At 43.4% G+C, this 14,795-nt stretch carries 15 protein-coding genes; 3 read left to right on the top strand and 12 right to left on the bottom strand.

All coding sequences use genetic code 11. The annotated features are described in order from the left end of the window. Positions 1 to 158: 158 nt before the first annotated feature. Positions 159 to 1,700 (bottom strand): signal recognition particle protein, encoded by a 1,542-nt coding sequence (gene ffh, locus RAH45_RS10765; RefSeq protein ID WP_068403945.1) that lies wholly within the window; start codon positions 1,698 to 1,700, stop codon positions 159 to 161. Positions 1,701 to 2,118: 418 nt separating this feature from the next. Between ffh and RAH45_RS10770 the strand changes: the two genes are divergently transcribed. After that, positions 2,119 to 2,925, top strand: a complete 807-nt coding sequence (locus RAH45_RS10770) for a cytochrome C assembly family protein (protein ID WP_068403947.1) — start codon at positions 2,119 to 2,121, stop codon at positions 2,923 to 2,925. A gap of 112 nt (positions 2,926 to 3,037) precedes the next feature. Here RAH45_RS10770 and purU read toward each other — a convergent pair whose 3' ends face one another. The 3 genes from purU to RAH45_RS10785 all read right to left on the bottom strand — a co-directional run bounded on the left by purU (position 3,038) and on the right by RAH45_RS10785 (position 5,814). After that, positions 3,038 to 3,967: a formyltetrahydrofolate deformylase gene (purU, locus tag RAH45_RS10775; protein ID WP_226928880.1), complete on the bottom strand. Its 930-nt coding sequence runs from the start codon at positions 3,965 to 3,967 to the stop codon at positions 3,038 to 3,040. A 246-nt stretch (positions 3,968 to 4,213) separates the two neighbouring features. Beyond that, positions 4,214 to 4,915, bottom strand: a complete 702-nt coding sequence (locus RAH45_RS10780) for an IS1 family transposase (protein WP_306495271.1) — start codon at positions 4,913 to 4,915, stop codon at positions 4,214 to 4,216. A gap of 50 nt (positions 4,916 to 4,965) precedes the next feature. Next, complete coding sequence (locus RAH45_RS10785) at positions 4,966 to 5,814, bottom strand: hypothetical protein (protein WP_068403845.1); 849 nt, start codon at positions 5,812 to 5,814, stop codon at positions 4,966 to 4,968. Between the two features lie 485 nt (positions 5,815 to 6,299). Here RAH45_RS10785 and rpmB point away from each other — a divergent pair, with 485 nt between their 5' ends. Continuing rightward, on the top strand, positions 6,300 to 6,536 hold the full coding sequence (rpmB, locus tag RAH45_RS10790; RefSeq protein WP_057761372.1) for a 50S ribosomal protein L28: 237 nt from the start codon (positions 6,300 to 6,302) through the stop codon (positions 6,534 to 6,536). A gap of 133 nt (positions 6,537 to 6,669) precedes the next feature. Continuing rightward, complete coding sequence (gene rpmG, locus RAH45_RS10795; protein ID WP_010201403.1) at positions 6,670 to 6,825, top strand: 50S ribosomal protein L33; 156 nt, start codon at positions 6,670 to 6,672, stop codon at positions 6,823 to 6,825. 174 nt (positions 6,826 to 6,999) lie between these two features. On the opposite strand, the gene RAH45_RS10800 is transcribed toward rpmG, so the two are convergent. From RAH45_RS10800 to htpG, 8 genes are all read right to left on the bottom strand, one after another. After that, a complete protein-coding gene (locus RAH45_RS10800; RefSeq protein WP_068403843.1) occupies positions 7,000 to 7,311 on the bottom strand; it encodes a hypothetical protein in 312 nt (103 codons plus the stop codon). A gap of 206 nt (positions 7,312 to 7,517) precedes the next feature. Continuing rightward, positions 7,518 to 7,829 (bottom strand): hypothetical protein, encoded by a 312-nt coding sequence (locus RAH45_RS10805; RefSeq protein WP_068403841.1) that lies wholly within the window; start codon positions 7,827 to 7,829, stop codon positions 7,518 to 7,520. Positions 7,830 to 7,948: 119 nt separating this feature from the next. Beyond that, a complete protein-coding gene (locus RAH45_RS10810) occupies positions 7,949 to 8,308 on the bottom strand; it encodes a hypothetical protein (protein ID WP_068403839.1) in 360 nt (119 codons plus the stop codon). A 73-nt stretch (positions 8,309 to 8,381) separates the two neighbouring features. Next, the gene (gene rpe / locus RAH45_RS10815) at positions 8,382 to 9,071 is read right to left on the bottom strand and encodes a ribulose-phosphate 3-epimerase (RefSeq protein ID WP_068403837.1); all 690 of its coding nucleotides are present in this window, start codon (positions 9,069 to 9,071) and stop codon (positions 8,382 to 8,384) included. A 123-nt stretch (positions 9,072 to 9,194) separates the two neighbouring features. Continuing rightward, the gene (locus RAH45_RS10820; protein WP_306495949.1) at positions 9,195 to 9,407 is read right to left on the bottom strand and encodes a TIGR03643 family protein; all 213 of its coding nucleotides are present in this window, start codon (positions 9,405 to 9,407) and stop codon (positions 9,195 to 9,197) included. Between the two features lie 437 nt (positions 9,408 to 9,844). Then, the gene (gene fghA, locus RAH45_RS10825; protein WP_068403835.1) at positions 9,845 to 10,735 is read right to left on the bottom strand and encodes an S-formylglutathione hydrolase; all 891 of its coding nucleotides are present in this window, start codon (positions 10,733 to 10,735) and stop codon (positions 9,845 to 9,847) included. 192 nt (positions 10,736 to 10,927) lie between these two features. Continuing rightward, positions 10,928 to 12,400, bottom strand: a complete 1,473-nt coding sequence (locus tag RAH45_RS10830) for a C13 family peptidase (protein ID WP_068403834.1) — start codon at positions 12,398 to 12,400, stop codon at positions 10,928 to 10,930. Positions 12,401 to 12,652: 252 nt separating this feature from the next. Continuing rightward, complete coding sequence (gene htpG, locus RAH45_RS10835) at positions 12,653 to 14,659, bottom strand: molecular chaperone HtpG (RefSeq protein ID WP_305935813.1); 2,007 nt, start codon at positions 14,657 to 14,659, stop codon at positions 12,653 to 12,655. Between the last annotated feature and the right edge of the window lie 136 nt (positions 14,660 to 14,795).

Here is a 14,795-nt window from a genome sequence, read left to right on the forward strand (position 1 = left end):
AAAAATTTTATTAATTTCTAAATTTTCCTAGTGCATCCATCAATATTTATGCAAATACGCCAGACATAAAAAACCCCACAGCGATGTTAGCTTGGGGTTTTCATGAAAACGTAAAGATATTAAGACGTAACAACTGTGCTAATCCAAACGGTTATTGCTTAAAAGCGCGTTTTAAACTTCTTTGGCGCTTGGTTTTGTAGCTCTTGCATCTGTTTTTGCATCTCTTCAGTGCTCGGCATATTGTTTGGATCCAGTCCCATCTGCTTTGCCATCTGCGCGGGATTCACATCTTTGGCACCGCCTTGCTGACCGCCGCCAAATAACGGACCGCCGCCGCCAGCACCGCCGCCGCCCATCAAGCCTTGCATCGATTTCATCATTTTACTGATACCTTCAGGTTTAGAAATCATTTTCATCATTTTTGCCATTTGCTTGTGCTGCTTGAGCAAACGATTGACGTCTTGAATTTCACGACCCGAACCTGCGGCAATACGGCGCTTGCGGCTTGGATTAATCTTATCTGGATTCTTACGCTCAAACGGCGTCATTGAATTAATCAAGGCTTCCATTTCACGTACTTTTTCTTCAGGCTTAGCGTCTTGCACGGCTTTTTGCATGTCAGAGCCGCCCATACCAGGCATTTTATCTAAGAAACCTGCCATGCCGCCCATGCTTTTCATTTGCTGAAACTGGGTCAATAAATCCTCAAGGTCGAAGTCGCCGCCCTTTTGCATCTTTTTCGCCATTTTTTCGGCTTTATCACGGTCGATTTTTTGCTCGACTTCTTCAACTAAGCTTAAGACGTCACCCATGCCAAGAATACGCTGAGCGATACGCTCAGGGTGGAATAGCTCGAGCGCGTCAAGTTTCTCACCGCGACCTAAAAACTTAATCGGTTTACCCGTAATGGCGCGTACAGACAATGCTGCACCGCCGCGCGCATCACCGTCGGTCTTGGTTAAGATAACGCCAGTCAATGGCAGCGCATCGTTAAAGGCTTTGGCGGTATTGGCCGCATCTTGCCCGGTCATGGCATCGACGACAAACAAGGTTTCAGACGGGTTGACCGCCGCGGTTAACGCCTTGATTTCAGCCATCATGGTCTCATCGATAGCCAGACGACCAGCCGTATCGATAATCAAAATATCTTGATATTGGATTTTAGCTTCTTCGATAGCGCGGCGGGCGATATCAATCGGATTTTCATCAACTGTTGAATTGACAAACTTGGCATTGACTTGTCCTGCTACTTGCTCAAGCTGAGCAATTGCCGCTGGACGGTAGACGTCGGCAGAAACCAGCATCACCTTTTTCTTATGACGCTCTTGTAAGAATTTCGCCAATTTACCAGCGGTGGTGGTTTTACCCGCCCCTTGCAAGCCTGCTAGCAGATAAACAACCGGCGGTTTACCCGTCATCTCAAGCTGCTGATTGGCACTGCCCATCATTTCGGTCAGCTCGTCATGGACGATTTTGACAAAGGCTTGTCCTGGCGCCAACTCTTTGAGCACTTCTGCGCCAAGCGCTTGCTCTTTGACACGTTTGACAAAATCACGCGTCACTGGCAGCGCGACGTCGGCTTCTAACAGCGCCATGCGCACTTCGCGCAGCGTGTCTTTGATATTATCTTCGGTCAACTGCCCAGTACCGGCGATATTACGCAGGCTCGATGATAAGCGTTCGGTTAAGGTATCAAACATAAATAACTCTCAATTAAAATAATTCTTAGTGAAAACAATCTTTGATAAAAGCAATTCTTGGTAAAAGCGGTTCTTGATAAAAACACTATGACAACAATACGTCGTCAAATTTGGTTCAGCGTTGCTTGCTGATTTATATGGTTTGGCGATGCTACAAACGATCAAGCAGTATTTTATAAAATTAATGATAAAAAGTAGCATATTATCAACACTATAGCATTAAGAGACCACAAAGCTTATAGTCGTTTTGCAAATGGCATTTTTCTAATAAGCGCTGCTGTGCTACAAGCGCTATAATCAATCCGTAAGATGGCGCTCAATTGCTTGCCATTTTATGATAAATTGGATGATTATTCTAATCATTCTGATAATACCATTTTAGCATTCAATTGAGCGGCGTTTTTGCGCTCATCATGAGATGAGGTTTTTTATCTTGCAACTTGCATTTTTAATGGCTGGCATGGTTTATATTTTGGTCAGCATCTACATTGGTTGGGCGCTGATTCACGATAAACCTATCCACAAGGGCGTAAGCTTAGGTTTATTGGTCGTCGGCATGCTCGCACATGCCGCACTACTCTATCCGCATGTGGTCACGCTTTATGGGCTAAATTTCAACTTGTTTAATACCATTAGCCTGATCAGTTTATTTTTCTTATTTTTCTACGTTATTTTTAGCTTATACCGCCCTATCGTCAGCCTCGGTATTTTAGCAGCACCGACGGCATTAATCGGGATGATTGTCGGTTATATCGGCCGCGCGCCCTATCGTCCGATTACAGACATCAGCGTCGGGTTAGAGGCGCATATCTTACTATCACTTGCCGCCTATTGTGTGCTGCTGATGGCAGCGCTGCAAGCGCTATTTTTGCGCTTACAAATACGCGAGCTGAAACACCAGTCGATTCATCGCTTTTGGGTCAATAAACTGCCGTCCTTGCAGAGCATGGAAAGTTTATTGTTCGATATGCTATTGGTCGGCTTTGTCTTATTGAGTATCGCGCTAGGCATTGGTTTTGTTTATGTAGAAGATTTGTTGGCACAGCACCTTGCTCATAAAACGGTCTTTAGCGTGCTCTCATGGCTGTTGTTTGGCGCATTATTATTGGGTAATTGGCGCGCAGGATGGCGTGGTAAACGTGCTGCCAATATGACCATTTATGCGTTTATCTTATTAGCAATCGGCTTTGTCGGTAGTAAGTTTGTGCTAGAGATGCTGTTGTAAATCCAGTGCTGTAATAGTGGTAGTGTGATTAAAAAAAGCCGCCAGTATTAAATACCAATACTGGCGGCCTTTTTTACGCTCTTATTTTGGTTTAACACCGTCTTAAAAAAAGCTAATTAAAAACCACGGTTTTATTACCTGCCACAATCACGCGATTTTGTACATGCCAATTTACTGCGCGCGCTAAGACATTACGCTCGATATCACGGCCAATAGCGCGTAATTCTGCCACTCCTTGACGGTGAGTGACCCGATGCACATCTTGCTCAATGATAGGCCCTTGATCAAGTTCAGCTGTCACATAGTGCGCGGTTGCTCCGATAAGCTTGACGCCTTTTTCATAAGCCTGACGATAAGGATCAGCACCGACAAAGGCGGGCAAAAATGAATGGTGAATATTAATGACTTGCATCGGCCAACGCTTAACAAAATCAGATGATAAAATCTGCATATAACGCGCCAATACCAGCAAATCATTGCCTGCCATCAAGGTATGAATCTGCTCTTCTGCCTCGGCTTTGTTATCCTTGGTGACTGGCACATAATGAAAAGTGATGCCAAAGTTTTCTACCGCTTGGCGCAAGTCTTCGTGATTACTAACGACACAGGTAATCTCGCAATCGAGTAACCCGCGCTGATGCCGCCACAGTAAATCTAACAAGGCATGGTCAAACTTTGACACTAAGATGCCAACCTTGGTTTTAATCGCATTATTATGCAAGCGCCACGCCATATTATGGCGCTTAGCCACCGTATGCCCAAAGCTGGCTTCAAAGTTATCCATAATTTCGCTCAAGCCTGCTAACGCAAACTCCAAACGCATAAAGTACTGCCCGCCTTCATGAGCGGTTGAATACTGATCGAGAGTGATAATATTGCCGCCATAACGGTGTATAAACTCAGATACAGCCTGTACGATACCCGCTTGATCGCGGCATTTGATCAATAACGTCGCGGTATCAATAGCAGCCGCAACTGGTGAATTTTTAGGATTTTTGCTCGACTTTATGCTTGCTGTAGCAGTCGTGGTATTGTCTGACATAGTGCGCCCAATCAAAAATGAAACATGCTGCTTACTTTGAATATGTTAGCAACATAGGAAACCGACTATTCTAATCGCTTTTACAAAACTTTGCTGATTGAGTTGCTTGTATTTGGTTATTGAGATTATGAATACAAAAACCCCCAACGCGAGGTTGGGGGTTTTTAAGAAATTATCTCCAAAGCAAGTAACTTACTACTCGACTTTAATTACTTTATTGGTGGTGTTCTAAAAAGTATGCCGGCATCAGACGTAACCATAATTGATGTAAAAGAACACCATATCAAACACTTTGAAGTGATTATCGAGCTTCTTAGAGAAACAACAGGTTTTTCTAACCGCCCGACGCAATCGGTGTCTAAGACGGCAGTTATTACCTTCAATGCCTACCGTATGAGATTTGCCAACTCGTTTGTGGTCAAATTTAAAGGCGGTTATAAAACTGTCCCAGTTATCCATACTGATAGAGCCATAGCTGACTTTAAGCTGCTTGAGACGAGCTCTTAACTTCTTAGCCGTTTTTAAGTCGCGTCTGCCCCAGACATAAGCGACAATCTCATTAGTAACGCGATCATAAGCATAAATAAGCCAAACTTTACGCTTTTTGCGATACACGTAAGTCCAGAATTCATCAACCTCTAAGCGTTCATAGTAGCGCTTCTTAGGCGTAATCTTATAAACAGATGAGCCTATGGTGCTCAATACTTTACCGATACTGACTGAGGCTATAACAGCTATGTCTCTAACGCCGCAGCCTCTAACTGTCATGAGCCGTATAAGCTCTTCTACTTTAGAGTGACAGCCATGATAAGTTAAGGCATGGTCGCTAATAAACTGACGTTTGCAGTCCTTACATTGATAATTCTGCTTGCCATAGCTTTTTTTGCCATTTTTCTTTAGACTATTACTGTGACAGTCGGGGCAACTGATATCTATTTGTGTCTTCATAACCTCAAATATATCATCTTGCTCTGGCTGTCACTCCTCCTTTTATTTCCTCAGCATACTTTCTGATACACCACCCCTTTATCAACAATAATGTCAAAGGTAGCCATGCCATTGCTATCAGTGGTTTTGTTACTTCCGGCAATAGCAACCCCTTTGATATCATCAATTCCCATACCAACCTGTACGTCTGCAGCGCGTGCGCCATCCGCATTTTTGAGAATAACGCTAAATTGAGCCGTATCACCGTAAGGATTTAGCTTATTATTAGATACTGAACTTGTTTGAAGTCGATTGTCGATATCAAGAGTACTGACTACTGTTTGAGTGCCATCACCGCTGCCTTCTTTACTGATGCGGACGGTCAACACTTGAGTGATGGTTGCGCCATTTGACGGCTGTTTAGCCGTTGCTTTTAGTCCAAACCCATGAGCGAGTAAGTTTACTTTCTGTTCGTCATTAAGTACTAGTGGGTTAAGCCGAAGCTCATAAGTGGCTTCACCTTTCTCATTGGTACTCTGAACACTCGCACCTTGAATGGTCACACCAGTATTAATAGAGTCATCAACACTCAAGCTCACAGACCTATTAATTGCCGCTCCGCCTGATGCTGCCACTGCTTTAACAGTAACATTAAATGTAACAGGCTCATCACTCAGCTCAATATTAGCTGGATCAGTATAGAGTTTCTGTAAACTAAAATCCTCTACAGGGGTTTGTACACCGCCATTACCACTGCCATTATTATTACCGCCGCCAGTGCCAGGCTTCACTCCTAAATCAGGTGTAGGCGCAACGACATCGGTACCGTCTCCACCACCACAGCCTGCCAATGCTAAAGCACAAGTCAAAGAAGTGAGTTGAAATAACTTAGAAGTCGGTGGTAGTGAGCTATATGACATTTTTGAATTCCGCGGCAGACGCAATTTATCTGAGGAAATTTACACAATCATTACATGGCTTTATAATAGAATACTAATGATACGTAGACTTACATTAAAAGCATTTGTATTAACAGATTGTATTAAATATATAACCGCAACTTTACTGACTTTTGTTATAACTTACAACTAAAAAATCGAACTTTAGTATTAAATAATCAATCACATAGCACACGCAATTCAGGGTATAATAGCTATCGTTTAAAGCGGCGATTATTATAAAAATATTTGAATATTCATTAGTTTTATGGTATAAATGTCGGCTTTAAAATTTTCTGAATTGGTTTGCCTGTTATTTGCCTTTAGATGACAGTAATATCAGCTCAACCTTCATAATAGTTTTGTTTGGTGCAAAGCTGCCGCTTGCTGTGTCCATGCCGCAAAAACGTGCAACTTGCCCAGACTGGTATGAGAATCCCTCATACCTCATAGATTAGGAGTTCGCCATGTCTAGAGTTTGCCAAGTGACTGGAAAGCGCCCTATGGTGGGTAATAATGTTTCGCACGCAAACAACAAAACCCGTCGTCGCTTTCTACCAAACCTTCATAACCATCGTTTTTGGGTAGAGTCTGAAAATCGTTTTGTACGTCTACGTGTGTCTACCAAAGGTATGCGCATCATTGACAAACTTGGTATCGACAAAGTGTTAGCGGATCTACGCGCACAAGGTCAAAAAGTATAAGTTAAGATAAGCAGCTTGAGTGGTCGATAATTTTCACCTTCCAAGCTGCTTTTTGGCTACGTTCTTCGTAGCAACTGACCTTTTTGCACTCGTACCTATCGTTTGAAGACCCCTCATTTACAGGAAAGCTATCATGAGAGATAAAATTAAATTAGTATCAACTGCTGGTACTGGGTATTACTACACCACTACCAAAAACAAGCGCACTATGCCTGGTAAAATGGAAATCAAAAAGTTTGATCCAAAAGTACGCCAGCACGTCATCTTTAAAGAAGCAAAAATCAAATAATTTATCACTAAATTATTTGAACAAAAAAAGGGTTTATCAATAGATAAACCCTTTTTTTATTGCCAGTTTTTGACCCACCAACCATTTCAACCATACACTATTTTAACCAGCTACTATATTTCGTTCTTACAGATTTAGAAGCTATAAATTTAGAAGACATCAGCCTGTTTAGCCTTAGCTATAGTGAGTGGGTTCTTTGTCATAGACATGGGCATGCCACTGGCTCATCTGTTTTTGCATAATGACCTGAATCGCGGCATGAATCATGTGCTGACCAATCGCTTGGGTATCGCTGCCTAGTATTTCTTTCAGCTTATCAGAAAAATCGATGGTCATCAGCGGTGCTTCTTCTTCCTCGGCATCACGTAACAGCAATTTGCCATCCGCTGCTTCAACCAACTCAAGCGTGGTTTCTTTAGCAAATCCAGCGAACTGATCGCGACTATCGTTATCTACTTCTATTTCATTATCAATATCGTATGGCATCTATTTTTTCCTTATTATCCCGCTTTATGTCTGTAAAAAGGCGCTGACTTCGTTTATAAAATCTTAGTTTTACAGATATTCGGGCAAAACTATCTTACTTATACAATGGACGCTTTGCACCGACAATTCAAGGCCTGACGCGTAAGTGTTTTGCCTAAATGCTATTTAATACTACTTATCAACCTTATGAACGAGCTAAATCGCTATTAACGCCAATAGCGTAATTTCGCTAAGGTAAATAAGAAAGCAACAAACATCCCCAGATAATACATTTGCTTGAGCTCAAGCGACGGGTCGCGATATTTAAACGGTAAAGCTACGGTAGCGGTGGCAGTTGGAATAATAAGCAACATGAGTAGCCAATTTTCAAAGACGTGTAGCCAGCCTTGCAGTCCGGTACCATGGCGCAGGTAGGATAAGCCTAAGAGCAAACAGGCGATTATCAGCAAAATAAACAAACTGTTTGGAAGGTCTTTTGGGAAAATAATATCGGTGATTTTCTTAGAGGAAGTAGCCATACTAGCAAGTGTCCAGTCGCATCATAAAGCGCGACTTATTAAAAAGTAGAAATCGATGAATGCCATAAAGACAAAGTTTTAAAAGATAACCATGTTAAAGCGCTAACATCAGCCAATTATTAGCTATAAGTGCCCATTAACCAAAGCATGGCTATACAAGAGGTTAAATAGCCCAAGCTAATAGCGTTCCAGCTTGCGATATGCAAACCTTTGAGCTTATTTAAAATGCGCGAACCGAGCCAAAAAAATAGCGGAATACCAATCATAAAGGCTGGCACTATCACTGCTGCATGACGCAGCACTTCTCCGACATCATCGCCAATCAGCAGGCGAAAACCATAACCAGAGAGACTAAGCACCAAGGCAAAAGCTGCCATGCCAATAGTGATACCCTTAGGTACTAAGCTTGGGGCTTGCGACTGTTTTTCTTTTATAGGCTCAGGCGATACTGACGAGTTAATGGGCTTTTGCGTGTTCATATTTCACCTTTATATGGCTTATCGAGTCCATCGTTATAACCTTAACACTCATACTAATAGTTATAAATGGGGATTAATAACCATTTGCCAAGGCTAATTCGGCGCGCATAGCGTCGATGGCAGATTTATAATCTTCTTGATTAAAAATAGCGGAACCAGCGACGAACATATCAGCCCCCGCTTCGGCAATCGCGCGGATGTTACTCGCTTTAATGCCGCCATCTACTTCTAGTCTAATATCGCGACCACTGGTAATGATACGCTGACGGACTTGGCGCACTTTATCTAAGGTACCATCAATAAATGACTGCCCACCATAGCCTGGATTGACGCTCATCAGTAAGATTTGGTCAACCTTGTCCATCACATAATCTAAATAATGCAGCGGTGTTGCTGGATTTAAGACCAAGCCACATTCAGCACCGCTATCTTTAATCAGCTGCAAAGAGCGGTCAATATGGGCGCTGGCTTCTGGGTGGAAGGTGATAATACTCGCACCCGCCTCTAAAAACTGCTCGATCATGCTATCGACTGGCGATACCATAAGATGGACATCAATCGGCGCCTCGATACCATAGTCACGCAGCGCCTGACATATCATGCTACCAAAGGTTAGGTTAGGCACATAGTGATTGTCCATCACATCAAAATGGATGACATCAGCGCCCGCCTCCAATACCTTTTCGACCTCCTCACCAAGTCTGGCAAAGTCAGCTGATAAAATAGAAGGCGCGATAAGATAAGGTTTGGCTGGGCTAGTCATAGTTGAGCTACCTATTTGGGTTGGTATAAACATTTAATAAAAAAGCTTTTAATCACTGGAATTGGTATTTAGATACTACACTTATTAAACGATTGGTTTTAAATGAGCCGTTTTAAAAAAACGTTAGCGCGGTTTATATTGGCTCTTACAATACGCGCGACCGACATCAAACGGACGCTTTGCTTGATGCTTGGTCACACGGCTGGTGACACGCCGTCGCCATAGGCGAAAAGACGACGGCTTTAACTCTTGGCGCATCAGCTTAATGACTGCAGTCTCGTTTAGTGCGTAGCTGTGCGCTATCGCTTCAAACGGTGTTCGGTCTTCCCACGCCATCTCTATCACCCGCGATAATTGCACGGCATCAAGCGCGTTAATATTAGCTGCATTAGCTGACTTTACTTTGCGAGTTTCTGATTTGACATTATCTTTTTGAACCATATTAGCTTGCTGCTTATTTTTTAAAGCCGCCCTCATATCAGCCATATCCGCTTGCATCGCGGCCAGCGATAATTGAGCCGCCTGCTGTCGATTAGTCAGATTTGTCTTCGATGGCGCTATCAGATTATTCATCATAAAACTTACCTTTAAAAAAGTTTTGCCTATTGGCAAGCTCGCTCTATTTTGCACCAATCTGTTTTGTACCGATCTATTTTATAACAGTAAAGGCGCTTGATTAAATAATCAGCGTAACGCTCTGTCAAGTTATATGACAGACGATACGCTCAGCTATTAGACGGCTATTATTTGTAGACAGATATTATTGGACAGGCTTAGCCCATTTGCGCCATACGCCAGTGGTGTTCGATGTGGTCATTAATCACTGTTTGGATAAAGTAATAGCTGTGGTCATGACCGGCTTGATAGCGTAACGTCAATGGCTGCTTGGCCTTGTCACACGCTGCTTGTAGCTTAGGCGTTTGCAGCTGACCTTCTGCTAAAAAATTATCAGCCGCGCCTTGGTCGACCAAAATACTGGCATACTGCTGGCCGACTTCTACAATCATCTGTGAGGCGTCCGCTTGCGCCCATAGCGACTTATCATCGCCGAAGTACTCTGCATAAGCGGCCTGCCCCCATGCCGACTCACTGGCAGCACAAACAGGCGATAAGGCGGAGACACTGACAAACTTACTTGGGAACTTAAAGCCCAATAGTAACGCCCCATGACCGCCCATCGAGTGGCCTGTGATGCCGATACTATCAATCGGAAACTCTGAGCGCAGTAAATCGTATAATTCATCAACGATATAGCTTTGCATATTAAAATGTTCTGCCCACGGTGCTTGCGTCGCATCGACATAATAGCTTGCGCCCTGCCCGACAAAATAACGCTCATCGTTTGCGACCTCGTGTGCGTCATGACTTCTAGGAGAAGTATCCGGCGCAATAAATATCATGCCAAGCTCGCTGCATTTTTGTTGAAAATGCGCTTTATGGGTGACGTTATCGGCATTGCAGGTCAAACCCGAGAGATATAAAACAGCCGGACAACGGCGCCCAGCCAGCGCTTCATCTGGCAGATAAATACTAAAGGTCATCGGCGTTTTGGTCGCGGTGGACTCATGACGATAATAATGCTGCTCGCCATCGAAGCAGCGATTGACGCTGATTTGCTCAATCTTTGAGTTGGTAGACAAACTGTGTTTATAAGAATTATTCATAAGTGACATCCTTTTTATCCAAGACGAAATAAGCGCTGAGTGACAACTGCCCATCCTTACTATTAGCAAGCAAACTGTTAAAGACAAGTAATTCAGTAAAGTCAATTAAAGACAGTCGGTCACTCGAGTAGTATTTTAAAAGTTCAAAAAGCGCGCCTTAGTAGCGACATAAATCTAATTTATCAGCAGGCCTTAGTCATTTTCAGGCAGATTATCGATTATGTTTGCCGTATCAGGAGCTTGAGTAACCTTAACAGAATTCGGCTGATTAGTCATATTGGCGAGTGCTGGGCGGGTTTTAGCAAACAGTACTTGCTCAAATGCTGGCAGCGCGGTTTCCATTAAGCTACCAATGACCATCTGCGGCTCTGATGGCTCAAAACCCATATAGAGCTCACGTTCTTGCACGCGGTAAGCGGCATCTTTAAACGCATCAGAAAAACTGGTGTTTTCGCGCAAACTCTCCGCAAAGAAAGCCTGTCCAAAGTAAGTCATCTCAGCACTATTGGTGCAGCCAAATGACATTTTATCAGCGGCGGAGGCGGTAATAATTACCGTTGTTGGTGATGCCAATTCATCGATAAATGAGCCTGAATAGCACGCCGACACCACAATCACTCGCCAGCGGATACCGGACGCATCTAACGCTTCACGCAGCCACGTGGCATCTAAATTATCCATCGCTAATGGTGGATTTGCCAGTTGAATAACATTCTCATCACCATGTGACGATAGGGTAAGAAATAATACATCTTCATCAGCATTCATTTGCTGACCGATGGTTTTTAACCCGCGCAAAATACTGGTTTTTGTCGCAATTGGCTCATCTAGCCACGTATAGTTATTATTAATCAATGCCAGCGAATGGCCACTGGTACCAAAGCGCACGTCAAACAATTCACGCACTTTATTAATCTCAGAACGAAAGACGTTTTGTTCTGAGAATCCTGCCACGCCCATAAAATACCAGTCGCTTTTACCGGGTATACTCGGGTCGATACGGTCTAAAGCTTGCTGCAATAATCGCGGCTGCTCGTACAAAGCCGCTTCTTCTAGTACTGGCTCAACAGGAATTTGCTTAAATATCGGCTGGTCGGCGACGTTGCGCTGCCAAATGGTCAATAATGCCACTGCCCCTACTAAGACGATGATTCTCTCCCACCAAGAAATGCGCAGGCGACGGAAAAATATCCATAATAAAGCGAGTGTCTGCCATAAAAACAGCACTAAAAATAAAATAGGTAAAAAAGAATAACTCCAACTTGGCAACCACCCATAGCTGCCAAAAAACTGTACCAGGCTTTGCAGTAACGCTGATAGCGTATCAGCAACCAGCCATAAAATGACAGGCACAAAAACCAGCGCTTGGTTACCAGCGCGGCGAGCTAAAATAATACCGCCGAGCAAAATAATCATTGGCCAAATTAAATAGCTGACCAATCCTTGCTCATTAAAGACGCTACCATTTGCGGCGGCTAACCACGAGAATAGGACATTACTACCCAGTGCCAATATGGCGAATACCGCAAACTGGATAAAGGTGGGTTTTACCCAAGAGAACGCCCGCGTCGACCCGACCAGCATCCACAAGGTGGCAATAATATTGGCCGCGAAATTGAGCGAGAAGCGCTGAAGCGATACGGTTTTTAATGACGCAAGTGACAAAGACTTAGACCTCTAGCCAGTCGAGAGAAATAACGCCAATTTATTATTATTTGACGATAAAATAGGATTGAAAAGCGAGAAATCTAACTTAATATTTTAGCTCGCTAATCTATCGCGATTGTAACGGATTGTCGCTCAAGAGGATAAGGCTGATTTGTAAAAACTGCCGAAAAATTACTCTAAACGTTGATTGACAATCCATTAAAAAAGGAGGCCTTAAAATCAAGACCTCCTTTTATTAAGCAGCAATTATTATCGCATCAATAGCTCATTGACGCGTTTTAGATAAGCGGCTGGATCTTCTAGTTGACCGCCATCGGCAAGTAACGCTTGGTCAAAAATGACCTGCGCCAGCTTGTCAAAATTGTCGTCAGACTGCTCGCTACTCTCTAACTTTTTAATCAGTGGATGATCAGGATTGACCTCAAGCGTTGGTTTGCTCTCTGGTACATCTTGACCCATTTGCTTCAGCATCTGAATCATCTGCGGTGACAGCTCACCTTCACCAACGACTAGACACGCTGGACTATCAACCAAACGCGTTGAGACTTTAACGTCTTTTGCGCGCGCGCCAAGTGCTGTTTTTAGCTTATCAACGACTGGCTTCATCGTCTCTTGCGCTTTTTCAGCTTCTGCCTTTTCTTCCTCATCTTGCAAATCGCCCAAATCAACCGCACCTTTGGCGATATTTTGTAGCGGCGTGCCATCAAATTGGGTTAAGAAGTTCATCGCCCATTCATCGACACGGCTGGTCATCAAAATAACTTCGATGCCTTTTTTCTTAAATAGCTCAAGTTGTGGACTATTCTTTGCCGCCGCCAAATTATCAGCCGTTAAATAATAGATGGCTTTTTGACCGTCAATCATACGACCTTTATAATCTTCAAAGCTGGTCTCAACCTTGTCATTGGTGCTGGTGGCATAACGCAACAATTTGGCGATACGCTCTTGATTGCCCATATCCTCACCAAGGCCTTCTTTAATCACATCGCCAAATTCGCTATAGAATTGGGCAAATTTTTCTTGTTTATCGCTGTCTTCGCTGTTAGCAAGGCTCGCCAGCAAGGTCAAAATACGGCGCGCGTTACCATCTCGGATAGATTTGACATCGCGCGATTCTTGTAGAATTTCGCGGCTGACGTTAAGTGGCAGATCCGCTGAATCAATCACCCCTTTCACAAAACGCAAATACATCGGCAGCAATTGCTCAGCGTCGTCCATAATAAAGACGCGCTTCACATAAAGCTTTAAACCGTGCTGCTGCTCACGCGTGTATAAATCCATCGGCGCTTTTTTCGGAATATATAAAAGCTGGGTATACTGAACGCGACCTTCAACGCGGTTATGTGTCCACGTCAGCGGCGCATCCATGTCATAAGTGATGTTTTTATAAAAATCGATATATTCATCATCTTCAACCTCAGATGCTGAGCGAGTCCATAAGGCACTGGCTTTGTTAATGGTCTCCCATTCATCGGTCAAGACCATCTGACCGCCTGCTGGCGCGTCACTGTCGTCGCCCTCTTCTTTCACATCTTCTTGCCAGACTTCTTTACGCATCTGGATTGGCAAGCTGATATGGTCTGAGTACTTATTGACCAAACGCTTGATTTTACCGCGGTCTAGGTAATTATCTTCACCCTCACTGTACTCTTCTTTTAGATGCAAAGTAATGCTGGTACCGCGCGTCTCTTTGGTGATTGGCTCAACAGTAAAGCTACCGGTACCGTCTGAAACCCAGCGTACGCCTTTGTCAGCAGGCTCGCCCGCTTTTCGTGACTCAACGCTAATGGTATCAGCAACGATAAATCCAGAGTAAAAACCAACCCCAAACTGACCGATTAATTGTCCATCTTGTTTTTGCGATTCAGATAATTTGTCGAGGAAAGCCTTAGTACCAGATTTGGCAATCGTTCCTAAGTTTTCGATAGCGTCGGCTTCATTCATCCCGATACCGTTATCGATAAAGGTAATGGTTTTGGCATCTTCATCGACAGCGATACGAATCTTTAACTCGCCATCATCTTCATAAAGACTGTCGTCATTGGTCGCTTCAAAGCGCAATTTGTCGCAAGCGTCCGAGGCGTTCGAAACCAATTCACGCACAAAAATATCGGCATTAGAATAAAGCGAATGCGTCACCAAATGCAGCAGCTGCGCCACTTCTGCTTCAAAACTGTGTTTTTTTAATTCTGGGCTGTCTTTATTAATATTGATGTCATTAGCGTTTTTATTATCCGCTTGGGTCTGTTCACTCATAAAAACTCCTATTATTGATACCAAAAATGCTGTTACCAGCAGACGTTAATCACAAATTTTCAAATACTAGCAGTTTAGCCAATTTGATTACCCAATCTAATTACTAAATTTGCTTAGCAAGAAGGCGCTGTAAATA

Origin of the sequence: Psychrobacter sp. van23A, from assembly GCF_030845275.1 — a bacterium.
In the GTDB taxonomy this organism is placed as follows: domain Bacteria; phylum Pseudomonadota; class Gammaproteobacteria; order Pseudomonadales; family Moraxellaceae; genus Psychrobacter; species Psychrobacter faecalis.

Excerpts from the sequence above, each read along its gene's own strand:
- ffh (WP_068403945.1), bottom strand. The coding sequence starts at position 1,700 with ATGTTTGATACCTTAACCGAACGCTTATCATCGAGCCTGCGTAATATC.
- RAH45_RS10770 (WP_068403947.1), top strand. The coding sequence starts at position 2,119 with ATGAGGTTTTTTATCTTGCAACTTGCATTTTTAATGGCTGGCATGGTT.
- purU (WP_226928880.1), bottom strand. The coding sequence starts at position 3,967 with ATGTCAGACAATACCACGACTGCTACAGCAAGCATAAAGTCGAGCAAA.
- RAH45_RS10780 (WP_306495271.1), bottom strand. The coding sequence starts at position 4,915 with ATGAAGACACAAATAGATATCAGTTGCCCCGACTGTCACAGTAATAGT.
- RAH45_RS10785 (WP_068403845.1), bottom strand. The coding sequence starts at position 5,814 with ATGTCATATAGCTCACTACCACCGACTTCTAAGTTATTTCAACTCACT.
- rpmB (WP_057761372.1), top strand. The coding sequence starts at position 6,300 with ATGTCTAGAGTTTGCCAAGTGACTGGAAAGCGCCCTATGGTGGGTAAT.
- rpmG (WP_010201403.1), top strand. The coding sequence starts at position 6,670 with ATGAGAGATAAAATTAAATTAGTATCAACTGCTGGTACTGGGTATTAC.
- RAH45_RS10800 (WP_068403843.1), bottom strand. The coding sequence starts at position 7,311 with ATGCCATACGATATTGATAATGAAATAGAAGTAGATAACGATAGTCGC.
- RAH45_RS10805 (WP_068403841.1), bottom strand. The coding sequence starts at position 7,829 with ATGGCTACTTCCTCTAAGAAAATCACCGATATTATTTTCCCAAAAGAC.
- RAH45_RS10810 (WP_068403839.1), bottom strand. The coding sequence starts at position 8,308 with ATGAACACGCAAAAGCCCATTAACTCGTCAGTATCGCCTGAGCCTATA.
- rpe (WP_068403837.1), bottom strand. The coding sequence starts at position 9,071 with ATGACTAGCCCAGCCAAACCTTATCTTATCGCGCCTTCTATTTTATCA.
- RAH45_RS10820 (WP_306495949.1), bottom strand. The coding sequence starts at position 9,407 with ATGGCGTGGGAAGACCGAACACCGTTTGAAGCGATAGCGCACAGCTAC.
- fghA (WP_068403835.1), bottom strand. The coding sequence starts at position 10,735 with ATGAATAATTCTTATAAACACAGTTTGTCTACCAACTCAAAGATTGAG.
- htpG (WP_305935813.1), bottom strand. The coding sequence starts at position 14,659 with ATGAGTGAACAGACCCAAGCGGATAATAAAAACGCTAATGACATCAAT.